Below are 11,659 nucleotides of genomic sequence, written 5' to 3' on the forward strand. Positions count from 1 at the left end.
TAACCTGTTTCCATTGAGCAAAAATAATTATTTTTTGCTTTCTCCACAACTTTCCGGGGTGATCCCCAATGATTTCGGGTGAGCCTTAATTTACCCAATAAAAATGGCCTATAAACAAAAACAGCACTTCACAGAATCAACTGTAAAATGCTGTTTATTAATTTGTTGCTTGTTTGTGACCTGGGAGGGGCTCGAACCCTCGACCCAATGATTAAGAGTCATTAGTGGTCAACTTATACAATATTAATAATCAAGCTATTACAGTCGTATATTTTTTGATTTTCAAATTAGTTTCAAATCAGAGCTATTTTAACAGTTTATCCGATCTGATTTACCAAACTTGACTTGTTTGTAAACATACAGCTTATTTTTATTCACAGATCATTAGGACGTATGTTGTTTAGCATTTACACAAAGCCTTTCAATTTCATCAGATACACTTTTTTACTATTTTAGGGTTAAGAATTATCTCTAAAACATTAACTATCAATTCAATGATATTAACCAAATCATTTCCTACTTTTGTCAATAAGGAGATCATTTATGAGTAAAAGCGAAAAGAATTTAACCATCTACAATGTAGATATTGAAACCTATATGCCGCTACCTTATGCGGATGGAGGAATTAAAGCCGGCTTCCCAAGTCCGGCACAGGATTATATCAGCCAGGCAATAGACTTGAATAAAGAACTGATTCACCATCCGAGTACAACATTTTACGGGCGTGTATCCGGTGATAGCATGAAGGATGCCGGCCTGGCTGACGGTGATATTCTTGTAATAGACAAATCACTGGAGCCGCGATCAGGTGACATGGCAGTCTGTTATATTGACGGAGAGTTTACGATCAAATATATCCGGATCGAATCAGATGTTATTTGGTTGATACCAGCAAACGAAGCTTACAAACCAATCAAGGTCACCCCTGAGAACGATTTTCAAATCTGGGGAATAGTCACCTACTCGATCAAAAATCATAACCGGAGGGTGTAATATGTTTGCCTTAGTTGATTGTAATAACTTTTATGCGAGTTGTGAGCGTGCGTTCAATCCGTACTGGAACGGTCGGCCGGTTGTCGTTTTGAGTAACAATGACGGTTGTGTGATCGCCCGATCGAACGAAGCAAAGGCCATTGGTATAAAGATGGGCATACCTGCTTACCAAATCAAAACTGAGATTGAGCAGTACAATATCGGTGTATTTTCATCCAACTATACGTTATACGGGGATATGTCTAATCGGGTTATGACAATGCTATCCTCCTACTCTCCAAATATTGAGGTATATTCGATTGACGAATGTTTTCTGGATTTCTCCGGTTTTGAGAGATATAATTTGAAAGAATACGGAGAAGATATTGTCCGAACAGTGACGAAAGGAACCGGGATACCCGTATCTATGGGTATAGCCCCGACAAAGACACTCGCCAAGGTCGCCAACAAATTCGCGAAAAAGCATAAAGGATATAAAGGGGTTTGCATTATCGACACTGAAGAAAAACGGGTAAAGGCCCTCAAACATACCGAGATCGGCGACGTCTGGGGGATCGGAGGCCGGCACGCGAAGCGATTAGAGAAATACGGGGTACACAACGCCCTTGAATTTGCGCAAATGCCGAAAGCATGGGTCCGTCAGCAGATGACAGTTGTAGGCGAACGTACCTGGAAAGAACTGAACTGTGAACCTTGCATCAATATGGAACAGATCGCGCCGCCAAAGAAACAGATATGTACCTCGCGCGCATTCGGACAAACCATTACAGAGATAGAAGGACTGGAAGAAGCTGTTTCTTCTTTTGCCAGCATCTGCGCCGGAAAACTACGCAAACAAAAATCCTGCGCTCAATCGCTTATGGTATTCATTCACACGAATAACTTCCGGGAGGATCTGCCTCAGTACTTCCAAAATTGCGTACTAAAGTTACCAGTACCAACAAACAACACGCCGGAAATCGTGCATTATGCACTCGCTGCTCTCCGGAATATCTACCGGAAAGGATATTTCTTCAAGAAAGCCGGTGTCATTATCATGGATATCGTGCCCGATAGCGCAATACAACAAAACATATTCGATGCCGTGGACCGAGAAAAACACAAAAAGCTCATGGATGTAGTAGACCGGCTGAACAACGGTTTTACCCGAAATAATCTATCTTTAGCAATTCAAGGTGGCCGAAGGAAATGGAAACTGAAACAAGAACAGCTCTCCCCTTGTTATACAACAAAGATAAATGATATTATAAAGATAAGGATATGAGAAAAGCAACAGCAATAACTATTCCGATACTGATATGTTTCTTTGTTGGATTGACAGCAAGTTACTTCCAAGCAGACGCTATTAAAAACTGGTATCCACTTCTCAACAAACCAGATTTAACGCCTCCAAACATAGTGTTTCCTATTGCGTGGAGTGTTATCTACCTTTGTATTGGAATATCTATCGGAATAATTTTCCTATCAGACTCAATGATGAAAAAAGAATTGGTCAAACTTTTCAGCATACAGCTAATTTTCAATTTCGCATGGAGTATCTTGTTCTTTTACTTGCGAAACCCGTTATTAGGGTTCATCGATATTCTTATTCTCGACATCTATGTGACAATATATGCCGTTAAGAGTTATCCGATAAGAAAAGTCAGTTCATTGCTATTCTTTCCTTATATAATTTGGATTTATTTTGCAACATATTTGAATGGTTACATCTTACTAAACAATTAAGATTATGTGTTTCTATAATTCAATGTCAGCTAAGGCTACAAAATTGGCAGCCCGTTACGGTCGAAATCTTAGTATAGTTGAGATCGCTGAAAAGATATTGAAGGAACAAGAGCAGTACAGAGTGAATGCTTTTTCATTTCCAGAATATCCAATCGTTACACCAGATCAGGAACTTCAAAGCTTCAGGTGGGGATTGATTCCGTTCTGGATAAAAGATGAAAAACAGGCAGACGAGATAAAACGGATGACACTTAACGCCCGGGCAGATACTATATTTTCAAAGCCTTCATTCCGGGAACCGATCATGAAAAAAAGATGTATCGTACCCTCGACAGGTTATTTCGAGTGGCGACATGAAGGAGACAAGAAGATCCCCTTTTATATCAATGTCAAAAATGAACCTATTTTCTCAATGGCCGGAATATACGATACTTGGTTGGATAAAACAACCGGGGAAATTGTCAATACATTTTCTATCATCACGACAGATGCCAACCCTCTCACAGATTATATCCACAATACAAAACACCGGATGCCGGCTATTTTGTCTCATGAAGACGAAGAAAAGTGGCTTGATCCAGCATTGAGTAAATCAGATATTGAACAACTGCTACTTCCATTCCCTGCCGATCAGATGGATGCATACATTATTGAGAATGACTTTCTAAAGAAACCGGCAGACGATCCGACAATTTTGAATAAGGTTTCAGAAAATAAGCGTCTATAGTAGTGATCTCTGGACGGTCTGTTTAGGTGGTTTAAACGGAGAAGTTAATCATCACTTTCAGACGTTATCTCATTGTCAAAAGGGTTACGATAGACTATGTTTATACCGTGATTAATGCAACTATTAACTAAAGCAGCACCCTCTTCTGTCAAATACCTCGTATCATTATCATCATAATCCTCATGTTCTTGTTGTGTCGCTAAAGATGCGAATACAATCTCATAATAATTCACAGCATTTTCAACTAGTTGTCGTGCAAGACCTCTACGCTGGTATTCCGGCTGAGTTTCAGCATCAACAAGCCAATATTCACCATCTTCAAATTCTTCAAATTCAACATGTGATATTACATTTCCTCCAGTCAAACTTGCCTCAAAAGTATTTTCGGATTGTGTTAGAACTGGAAAAAAGTCAGTAATTAGAGTTTGCTCTAGCATTCTTTGAATAATATTTCTTTTTTCTTGAATAGAACCAATAATCCCTGCGTGGTCTTGAGATCTATTATCAACAATATGCCCACCACCACCTTTTGACGGTTGCAATACCCGTGAAGTACACTCTTTGTGTTGTCTCTCAGCTTTCATGGTCATTCAATTCAATGATTTAACTATTCTTTCTATTCTTTCTCTTCTGCCTCTTTATCCGGTTCAAGCCCAACTTCTTTCATAAACTTATCAGCAGCCTCCGCTTGTTCAGCTTGAGCTTCTGCACAGGCAGTCAATGGAGCTCCGATAAGATTACCGAAAGGAAGTGATTGTAACGCATCAGCTACAGCATGTGAAGGTGTAGAATCTTCTGTCATAATTATTGCTTTTTTAAGGATTCCCAAATGTAGGGAATTATTTGAGACATTGTGTATTTTGAAGAAGAGAAATATAAAAAAGAGCGCCAGAATATCACTACCCAGGCGCTCAAAACCTTAACTATGAAAAAATAATTCGTTTCCTTAAATTGTCTTCGTTGCAAACTCACAGTCTCAACTATTCCAATTTGAGAGAAATATCATAAACTTCACCATTTAATTTAAATTTGAAATGTTCATCATCTCTACTAATTATTTCAGGCTTACCGTAATCAAACTCTTTATGATGATTAGGACATAAGATGAGTATATTATTAGGAAGTTCATTTCCTCTATTTTTTTTAGGATCAATGTGTGCCCCTTCTATATAGAAACCACCATCCGCTTTAGGTATCTGAATTTTACACATTTGACAACGATAGCCTCGCAAATATTTTAATTGAGATATAGTTTTATTATCCCTTTTATAAGTTGTTGCATTAATAGTCACAGATACTGGGTCTGAAACTTTCAACTCCTTTAATTCTTGAATCACTCTCTGACGTCCATCTTCTGCAACAAAATTATCAAGAATAGCCTGTTCTAAATCGTTATCAATTTCTTGTTCTTTGATCCTCGTCTTATATTTCCTAACAAGTTTCCAAAAACCTTTCCTTTTAAAATCCCTGAGACTTTCATAATACACCAAATGTTGCTGTAATGCATATAAAGCCCACGACAATTTATCCTCACCAAAATCTATAAATATTCTATCTAAAAAATACTCCGTTGCCGAAATACTCATTGTTGATTCATAGCATTTTCCAATCAACATATTACTTAATGAACTTATATAGCGAGAGGCTGTTGTCTCATTCATTCCAAGCTTTACTAAATTTTCAACAGCTGTTTTTCTTACTCTACGTTTCAGGTGAAATTCAATCGCTTCTTCTAAAATAAATGGAAATAAATCCTTCGTAACCTTCTTTCTATTTTGCGACATAGTTCCTAATATTAGTAGGTTAAACATTTTTACACTGCAAATATAATAAAAAAAACCGCCCCACCTATCACAGGCAGAGCGGCTACATTATTAACTTTCTATGAAACAAAAAGAAACTACTTTCGTTTTTTAGCCATCCAAGCAAGCAAAACGGCTACAGCACATCCTAAAGCCAATACCCACCACACCCATACGGGAACAAACCGAGAATCTTTTTTGACATCCTCTTTTACTGTTTCGGATTCCTGAATAGTTATATCTTGTTTTTTGACTTGAATAGCATTCGATCCTGATTGCACCATTGTACTATCCGATTCATTTTTCTGCCTGCTCATATCTATCTCGGTAGTTTTAGTCGGATATTGCCTGCCGATGCTATCCGGCTGAGACCATTCAGTAATGATAAGTTTGGCGTTCAACATCTCTTCCGACATACGTAATTCTGTCCGCTCGAGCTTGTCCCGCCAGAAAAGGCTATCTGAAAGCTCAATTTTGGACTGTCGGTATCTCTCTGCCTCTGTGGATCGCTTTGAAGTTCCACAAGAACAAAGGACACAAAGTATTATGACGTGCCACCCCTTCATTAGTACTTCCCTTTCAAATATTGCTTCCGGTTCTGTCCGGAGAGTTTCAGTGACAGATGTACGAAAGTACTGTACTGGATGCACTGATCGAAGTCAAGCCCCGACCGTCGAAGGCATTCGACCAGATACGCCGGGTGCTCACAGGCGACATCGGCAGCCTCCCCCTTCGTGTGCTGGCTGGTTGGTACACCGCCGACAGCTTTATTCAGCTCCGGACACCGGTAGCCACTGTTAATGACCATTCTTTTCCCGTATTTTTCCCGGAGCGGTTGCAACAGGTTTACGACCAGGTTCTCGATCGCTTTCACCTCCTGCACGCCGGGATCGTTCGCTATTTCTTTTCGCATAGCAGTATCGCTGCGGGTAAACTCTTTCAATTCAAAATTCTCACTGATTTTCATTCCTTGTCCTCCTTATATTATTAATATCCGTTTTGCGGTTCACGATCACCGCACTTTTTCTTTTCACACCTCTTCAGGGCAAGTTCCAACTTTACATCCGAATAGCTTTCTTTCAGAGTAAATAACTCATCTTGCACCTGCCGAAGCCTGCCAGTCTGTTCAACGAATCGTTCCTCCTTTTCGGATAACTGTTTTTGCAGAAACTCATTGTACTCCCTTAAAGCCTTGAACTCTTCTGCATCCGCGTGAGCATCTTCGATACGTGCATTTGTTTTTCGGTTTGCATAAAAGTTTATACCCCATTTTATTGCCTCGAACCCACCCAACGTCCCGATAATTGTCAGTATGTCTGTCAATTCAATATTCACCTTTTACCTCCTCCCTATTTAATAGACCTTCCAACTTATTGATTTTATCACGTATCGCCTGCCGTTCGGCATGAACCTGGTTGAAGTCATAAGGAACAGCCCCACCGATTAGGCTTGCCTCATAGGCTTTAATAACCTTGTAATCGGTCGTCTTAAGCTCATCTTCCAGCCAACCGATTTGCTGGCGAACGTATTCGGGTTCGACGATTCGTTTTAACACGATCTGCTTGTCGATGTAGTAATACACGTTCGTGTGCCCGAGCAGTTCTTCATCGGAACCAAAATCGTATTCATCATCCCATTTCAGAGCCAGATAGCAATCATTCGGATAAACGACGTAACCATCCGTGCGCCTCCAGGTGTCGAACATTTGCTCACATCTCAACTCCCCTCTCTTCAGGAGATAATCATTGATTATCCTGCCTGTTGTTCTATTTACTATTAGTACCATAATTAATTAATTCCCAAACAATACCAAGTACGACCAATCTTTTTAAAGTGTCCGGTTTGGCCTGGTTTCAATTCAACATATCCAGCCCCGCTTCTAACCACGTTAATTCCATATAGCGGAGTTCCTGATAGAAGAGAGTAGTCGCTATTACCGTTTGTATTTCCGTTTATTATAGCAGAACCGGTTGCCCAATATGCGCAGGCGATGTATAAGTCATAGTCTTGCGCGTCCATTCCTCCTTTATTACCGCAATAGGCTTTCCATGAATTAGGATTATCGCCAAACCAATCCTTGATTGATTCGCCGGTGGGAAGCGTATATGTTCCTGCATTAACAAGGCTACAATTATGATCATATCCAGTATCGGCATTAGGTATATTGCCTATTGGGATACCTAAGCCAGTTACATTACCTGTCACAGCAACGTTGCCAAACACTGCTAAAGCCGTATTCTTTATTCCGTAGTCTGTCTTTATCAGCATTGACGTTTTTTTATCGGATGTTGAGACGTTATCGATGAACATATTCTTGATATGTGCCGTCTGAACTTTGGCATTTGACACCGTATATGGGGTATCAATACCTAATGCAGTTATTCGCGCACCGCCGGTATTCGGATTACCACTATCTACATTTCCGATATAAAGTTTAGCTGTATTAGAGTAGGCGTCACCCACATATTTAAGGCTACCTAACTTTACATTAAAATCGGCTACTTTTGCTCCATCGGTGACGGTAAGGTTACCTGTTGTTATCATCTCCGCACTGAAAGCTTTTGTAACAATTGCCGCAGCATCAACGACGGCAGCCGATATCACACCTCCGTCGATAAGTACGCTCGATAGCCGGCCGGCAGCAACCATAGCGGCGTAATCCTTAAATCCAAGCTGATACGCAAGGTTATTCTTTACTGTTCTCTCTGCTTCAGCCGCTTTATCTGCCGCAGCTTTTTCGGCGGCTGTTGCTTTATCGTAGGCAGTACCAGCCTTCTGGAAGGCATTATAGCCCATTCCGTAAGCATCTTCAATATCGCCATTGACAGACGGCCATTCGGACATATTATATAACCCGGATGATCCGGAAAGGAATTTTATCACTCCTTCAATCGTTGCACCATTGGTGGCTATTATTCTTGCATTCACCAGATCAATAATCAACCGGGCCAACTTATCCTTAATCAATCCCGTCGTAATTGTCTGCCCGGCGACCTCGGTATAGCCATAATTGGGAAGCCAGGAACGTACGCCGTCTTCCGGAGTATTCAACACCCCTACCCAGAAATGGTAGTACCCGGTTTCATCTTCTAATTTTATCTGACGGTCGGTTATATAAATAGATCCGTTGCTCCCATCCTTCGGGCATTTGGCATAGACGTAATAGGCAAGCGAATTATTCAGCCGGTAGGATGCCGCTGGGATAGTCCACTCGCGGACAGTATCGCTAATCGTAAAGTGTACCAACTTACCAGCCGTGTTTCTGAAATAGTTGGCGTCATTGTCTGCATTCGGAATAAACTTTACTCCTACCAAGTCCATCTGCTGAGAATTAGTACCAACGATTAGCTGTGCCGTATGAATGGCAAGAGGTTTAATAAGTTCTGTGAAATAGTCCCCTTCCGGATCGAACATCATACCGAGGGTTTCCATGACATCTTTCCAGGATCGCTTAGAATGCTCACGGACAGGTTTTACTTTATCCTCTATTTCTTTCGGAACTTTATTCACGTCGTCTACCAGGTCCTTGAAACCATTTGATTCGAGGAAATCGGATAAGGTCAGTTCGTATCTGAATGAGGGTATACCGTCTTTCTCGATGTAGCGTTTCACCTTGGTAACACGAATCTCCCGGTCAATCTTCAGTTGCTCGGAATACACGCCGACCATCTGGCCGCAGGCGACAAAGATGTTCTGCAGGCGGAATGTTTTCTCTTCGCACTTGCCTCGAAGCTGGATGCGTTTATCGCAATGCTCGTCGAGCCATGTCTGCGACTCTTCTAAGAGCTGCTGCGAGGCTTTATCTATATAGCTTTGCGGCATCTTCAACCCAGTAAGGATAAACTTATCCCCTACAGAGAAATTGACGTCTCCGGGAACCTTAAGGGCGTTCTCCTGATCGTTTACCTTCAGTTTGAATTGCTTCAAGTCGTTGTCCCAGCTATCTTCTACAATAGCCAGGTCATAACCTGCCAAACCGCCGTCCTGAAAGGTAACGATCACTTCCACACCATCCAGAAGGCAGCCAGTAATGTTGAAATCTATATTTGACTTGAGAGTGTAATCGTCGATCTTCTCTGTAACAGTAAACTCGCCTTTCGGGAAGATGTGATCGAATTGCATAGACTTCTCTATTCGGCCGTACTTATCTACATTCTTCTCGATAGAGAGCTGGCCGCCGGGCAAAAGAAGATAATCAGCCCCGTAATCGGGACCGAGGTTCTTGTCTGATCCGTAAGGATACAATACTGTGATAGGTGGCGTATCATCTACTGCCGAAACTTCCAGTTCGGTAAAGCCCATGCCCTCGCCCTGCGCTAAGACAAGGCCGTTGCTGGAATACTCCCTCCTGCCGATGTTCATTGTCTGGCCGGATATCCAGTACTCACTATCCAGTTCCTTGATAAGTTCGTCAAGCACTGTACCCACCTTCTTGTCCTTGAAAGAAAGGGTGATCATCCGGGATTCGATACATGAGCCGGCCACCCAGCCAGATTCGCCCCGGTTCATGTTCTTCACGAACAATTCCAGCCAATCACGCGCGGTTCCGGTATAGTAGTCAAAGTTCTTCTTTCGTTCCGGTGCACCATGAAGGAAAAACTCAACATCCAGAAGGTCGTACCTCGATGAATAGAACATCACGGTATATTCCCAGCCGAGAGACGTTTCCCGCTTGGTTACTTTCTCATTATGCCGTATTTTGTATTTCGTTCCTTCAAAGTCTATATAGTCATTGATCTGAAGCTCTACAACGTTACGGGAAAGGAAATTCAAGGTAAGAGTGTCCTCCCCCATTATTTCCTCGACCGTATAACTGTTGTCCTTCAGGTAAACGTCACAAACTACTGTATTTCCGCGCTTTATTTCCATACTGCTAAATAACCTACTTATTTTTAGGCAATAAAAAACACGGCAACCGGATATATGACATTTTACCGATTGTCGTGTTTTAATATATAATTTTGTATATTTGTACTTCAACTTTTAATTTAATTTCCATGGAAGCTTATCAAAGAAAAAACAAACCTTTTCCTACAGAAAGATGTATTAATCAGAAAAAAAATACACTGTTAAATAGTTTTATTGATAATAGAACACAATCAATAAAACAGGCACAACTAAAAAAAATAATTCAGCGCCAAGTTGAACCAGCACTCGACCCATATGATCCAAAATCAAACAGAACCATTATGGATAGTTTTAACGAGTTAGACCAAAAAACTACCTGAAGCCATTCAGGAAGCAGAAGAAGACTTACAAAATGAAGATATGGACCATACTCCACATCAAGAATATTATATAGCAACTAAAACCCCCAGAGCATGGGGATACTGCATTGAAGAAAAATTAAATAAAAAGGCGATTGATTTAGAATGGGAAACTCAATCCATTTTAAGTAATAGCCGCCCTGATTATTTTAAAAGTATTGATAATATAAATGTCTTTGCTGATCTGACCACAAGTACCCAATCAAATGGAGGTTCTCATATTTGGGAAAAACTAATTAGATCAAAGCAAGACAATGCAATGGCTGCCGATATTACATATTCAAGTAGAGGTCCAAATATTGATTACGAATATATTCCAAACCTAAATAAAGTTGCCAATCATTTATTACGATTACTCAAAGATCAGGAGTATACGTATACAGATGACACAGACGAAGTTATATATTTTTTAACAGCGAAACAAAACTTAGATTATATAATACCAAGGGCTTACGAGATATTATCTAATTAAATATTCTACAAATACCCACCTCCGGTCTGTGATAGCTCGGAGGCGGATTTTTTTAAAGTAACCAAAACATAATCACGATATAGGTAGCCGCCAACGCCGCAATCTCACACCAAAACATAGGCTTTGTTGACACAAAGTCTTGCCAAATACTACCGGTTACGTGTTTACCCATACTAATCACCGTGTAAACGATAAAAGCCAGCCACACCGGGATAAGCACCCACCAATAAGACGTACAGCCAACCCATAATTGCGAAGAGATTAAGGTCAACGCCGCCGATCCGCAATGAATTTTATTTACCCAGGCATCCTTAAAATCGGGAGCCAGACCGACACCGATCAAACCGATACAGGCTGCGATCGCCAGCAACCGCATAGTGAAGGTCGTGCTCAGTTCCCAAACGACCGGGAACAGGAACATCGCTGTTAGACACATTGAAGCACCAAAGATCAATTTATGATCAAGGGTGTAATACGTCGCACTAATTGAGTACGGTATACCTTTCGCCTTTATACATACCGCTGCTGTATAAGCAGCGATAATAAGGAATGAAATAATTACTAATGTCATATTCTTTTAGTTTGTGGGCTGAAGCCCGGTTTATTACTTTGTTTCATATTTTGTCAGTTGTGAACTATATTTTTAAACCTTTTCCATCGTTGTACAAAGTCG

At 40.8% G+C, this 11,659-nt stretch carries 15 protein-coding genes and 1 tRNA gene; 6 read left to right on the plus strand and 10 right to left on the minus strand.

Translation table 11 applies throughout. The annotated features are described in order from the left end of the window. Positions 1–176: 176 nt before the first annotated feature. Positions 177–266 (minus strand) — tRNA-Lys (locus DWW90_RS20560). 277 nt (positions 267–543) lie between these two features. Here DWW90_RS20560 and DWW90_RS19965 point away from each other — a divergent pair. The 4 genes from DWW90_RS19965 to DWW90_RS19980 are packed head-to-tail and all read left to right on the plus strand — an operon-like array spanning position 544 to position 3,445. Continuing rightward, a complete protein-coding gene (locus DWW90_RS19965) occupies positions 544–993 on the plus strand; it encodes a LexA family transcriptional regulator (protein WP_199662227.1) in 450 nt (149 codons plus the stop codon). 1 nt (position 994) lies between these two features. Beyond that, positions 995–2,257: a Y-family DNA polymerase gene (locus DWW90_RS19970; RefSeq protein WP_122346240.1), complete on the plus strand. Its 1,263-nt coding sequence runs from the start codon at positions 995–997 to the stop codon at positions 2,255–2,257. Further along, positions 2,254–2,718, plus strand: coding sequence for a TspO/MBR family protein (locus DWW90_RS19975; RefSeq protein WP_122346241.1), 465 nt, complete (start codon positions 2,254–2,256; stop codon positions 2,716–2,718). Before DWW90_RS19970 ends, DWW90_RS19975 begins: the two co-directional genes overlap by 4 nt. Positions 2,719–2,722: 4 nt before the next feature. Further along, positions 2,723–3,445, plus strand: a complete 723-nt coding sequence (locus DWW90_RS19980; RefSeq protein ID WP_122346242.1) for an SOS response-associated peptidase — start codon at positions 2,723–2,725, stop codon at positions 3,443–3,445. Positions 3,446–3,489: 44 nt separating this feature from the next. Here DWW90_RS19980 and DWW90_RS19985 read toward each other — a convergent pair whose 3' ends face one another. The 8 genes from DWW90_RS19985 to DWW90_RS20020 all read right to left on the minus strand — a co-directional run bounded on the left by DWW90_RS19985 (position 3,490) and on the right by DWW90_RS20020 (position 10,116). Beyond that, positions 3,490–4,029, minus strand: coding sequence for an N-acetyltransferase (locus DWW90_RS19985; RefSeq protein ID WP_147382456.1), 540 nt, complete (start codon positions 4,027–4,029; stop codon positions 3,490–3,492). A 32-nt stretch (positions 4,030–4,061) separates the two neighbouring features. Beyond that, positions 4,062–4,247: a DUF2589 domain-containing protein gene (locus DWW90_RS19990; protein ID WP_122346244.1), complete on the minus strand. Its 186-nt coding sequence runs from the start codon at positions 4,245–4,247 to the stop codon at positions 4,062–4,064. 178 nt (positions 4,248–4,425) lie between these two features. Next, positions 4,426–5,229, minus strand: coding sequence for an HNH endonuclease (locus DWW90_RS19995; RefSeq protein ID WP_158582878.1), 804 nt, complete (start codon positions 5,227–5,229; stop codon positions 4,426–4,428). Between the two features lie 116 nt (positions 5,230–5,345). Next, complete coding sequence (locus DWW90_RS20000) at positions 5,346–5,663, minus strand: protein BatD (RefSeq protein WP_147382457.1); 318 nt, start codon at positions 5,661–5,663, stop codon at positions 5,346–5,348. Between the two features lie 149 nt (positions 5,664–5,812). Beyond that, on the minus strand, positions 5,813–6,214 hold the full coding sequence (locus tag DWW90_RS20005; RefSeq protein WP_122346247.1) for a D-Ala-D-Ala carboxypeptidase family metallohydrolase: 402 nt from the start codon (positions 6,212–6,214) through the stop codon (positions 5,813–5,815). A 20-nt stretch (positions 6,215–6,234) separates the two neighbouring features. Next, positions 6,235–6,582, minus strand: a complete 348-nt coding sequence (locus tag DWW90_RS20010) for a hypothetical protein (RefSeq protein WP_122346248.1) — start codon at positions 6,580–6,582, stop codon at positions 6,235–6,237. Further along, complete coding sequence (locus tag DWW90_RS20015; RefSeq protein ID WP_122346249.1) at positions 6,572–7,033, minus strand: hypothetical protein; 462 nt, start codon at positions 7,031–7,033, stop codon at positions 6,572–6,574. Before DWW90_RS20015 ends, DWW90_RS20010 begins: the two co-directional genes overlap by 11 nt. A 2-nt stretch (positions 7,034–7,035) precedes the next feature. After that, positions 7,036–10,116 (minus strand): hypothetical protein, encoded by a 3,081-nt coding sequence (locus DWW90_RS20020; protein ID WP_233547851.1) that lies wholly within the window; start codon positions 10,114–10,116, stop codon positions 7,036–7,038. Positions 10,117–10,244: 128 nt separating this feature from the next. On the opposite strand from DWW90_RS20020, the gene DWW90_RS20025 reads away from it, so the two are divergent. Next, a complete protein-coding gene (locus DWW90_RS20025; RefSeq protein WP_122346250.1) occupies positions 10,245–10,475 on the plus strand; it encodes a hypothetical protein in 231 nt (76 codons plus the stop codon). A 40-nt stretch (positions 10,476–10,515) separates the two neighbouring features. Further along, positions 10,516–10,986 (plus strand): hypothetical protein, encoded by a 471-nt coding sequence (locus DWW90_RS20030; RefSeq protein ID WP_122346251.1) that lies wholly within the window; start codon positions 10,516–10,518, stop codon positions 10,984–10,986. Between the two features lie 52 nt (positions 10,987–11,038). Here DWW90_RS20030 and DWW90_RS20035 read toward each other — a convergent pair whose 3' ends face one another. Next, positions 11,039–11,422: a glycosyl transferase gene (locus tag DWW90_RS20035; protein WP_233547852.1), complete on the minus strand. Its 384-nt coding sequence runs from the start codon at positions 11,420–11,422 to the stop codon at positions 11,039–11,041. Positions 11,423–11,659: the final 237 nt, after the last annotated feature.

Source organism: Parabacteroides sp. AF17-28 (genome assembly GCF_003479205.1).
GTDB lineage: Bacteria > Bacteroidota > Bacteroidia > Bacteroidales > Tannerellaceae > Parabacteroides > Parabacteroides acidifaciens.

What these genes read in the sequence shown, in the direction of transcription:
- DWW90_RS19965 (WP_199662227.1), top strand. Translation starts at nt 544, where the DNA reads ATGAGTAAAAGCGAAAAGAATTTAACCATCTACAATGTAGATATTGAA.
- DWW90_RS19970 (WP_122346240.1), top strand. Translation starts at nt 995, where the DNA reads ATGTTTGCCTTAGTTGATTGTAATAACTTTTATGCGAGTTGTGAGCGT.
- DWW90_RS19975 (WP_122346241.1), top strand. Translation starts at nt 2,254, where the DNA reads ATGAGAAAAGCAACAGCAATAACTATTCCGATACTGATATGTTTCTTT.
- DWW90_RS19980 (WP_122346242.1), top strand. Translation starts at nt 2,723, where the DNA reads ATGTGTTTCTATAATTCAATGTCAGCTAAGGCTACAAAATTGGCAGCC.
- DWW90_RS19985 (WP_147382456.1), bottom strand. Translation starts at nt 4,029, where the DNA reads ATGAAAGCTGAGAGACAACACAAAGAGTGTACTTCACGGGTATTGCAA.
- DWW90_RS19990 (WP_122346244.1), bottom strand. Translation starts at nt 4,247, where the DNA reads ATGACAGAAGATTCTACACCTTCACATGCTGTAGCTGATGCGTTACAA.
- DWW90_RS19995 (WP_158582878.1), bottom strand. Translation starts at nt 5,229, where the DNA reads ATGTCGCAAAATAGAAAGAAGGTTACGAAGGATTTATTTCCATTTATT.
- DWW90_RS20000 (WP_147382457.1), bottom strand. Translation starts at nt 5,663, where the DNA reads ATGTCGGAAGAGATGTTGAACGCCAAACTTATCATTACTGAATGGTCT.
- DWW90_RS20005 (WP_122346247.1), bottom strand. Translation starts at nt 6,214, where the DNA reads ATGAAAATCAGTGAGAATTTTGAATTGAAAGAGTTTACCCGCAGCGAT.
- DWW90_RS20015 (WP_122346249.1), bottom strand. Translation starts at nt 7,033, where the DNA reads ATGGTACTAATAGTAAATAGAACAACAGGCAGGATAATCAATGATTAT.
- DWW90_RS20020 (WP_233547851.1), bottom strand. Translation starts at nt 10,116, where the DNA reads ATGGAAATAAAGCGCGGAAATACAGTAGTTTGTGACGTTTACCTGAAG.
- DWW90_RS20025 (WP_122346250.1), top strand. Translation starts at nt 10,245, where the DNA reads ATGGAAGCTTATCAAAGAAAAAACAAACCTTTTCCTACAGAAAGATGT.
- DWW90_RS20030 (WP_122346251.1), top strand. Translation starts at nt 10,516, where the DNA reads ATGGACCATACTCCACATCAAGAATATTATATAGCAACTAAAACCCCC.
- DWW90_RS20035 (WP_233547852.1), bottom strand. Translation starts at nt 11,422, where the DNA reads ATGTGTCTAACAGCGATGTTCCTGTTCCCGGTCGTTTGGGAACTGAGC.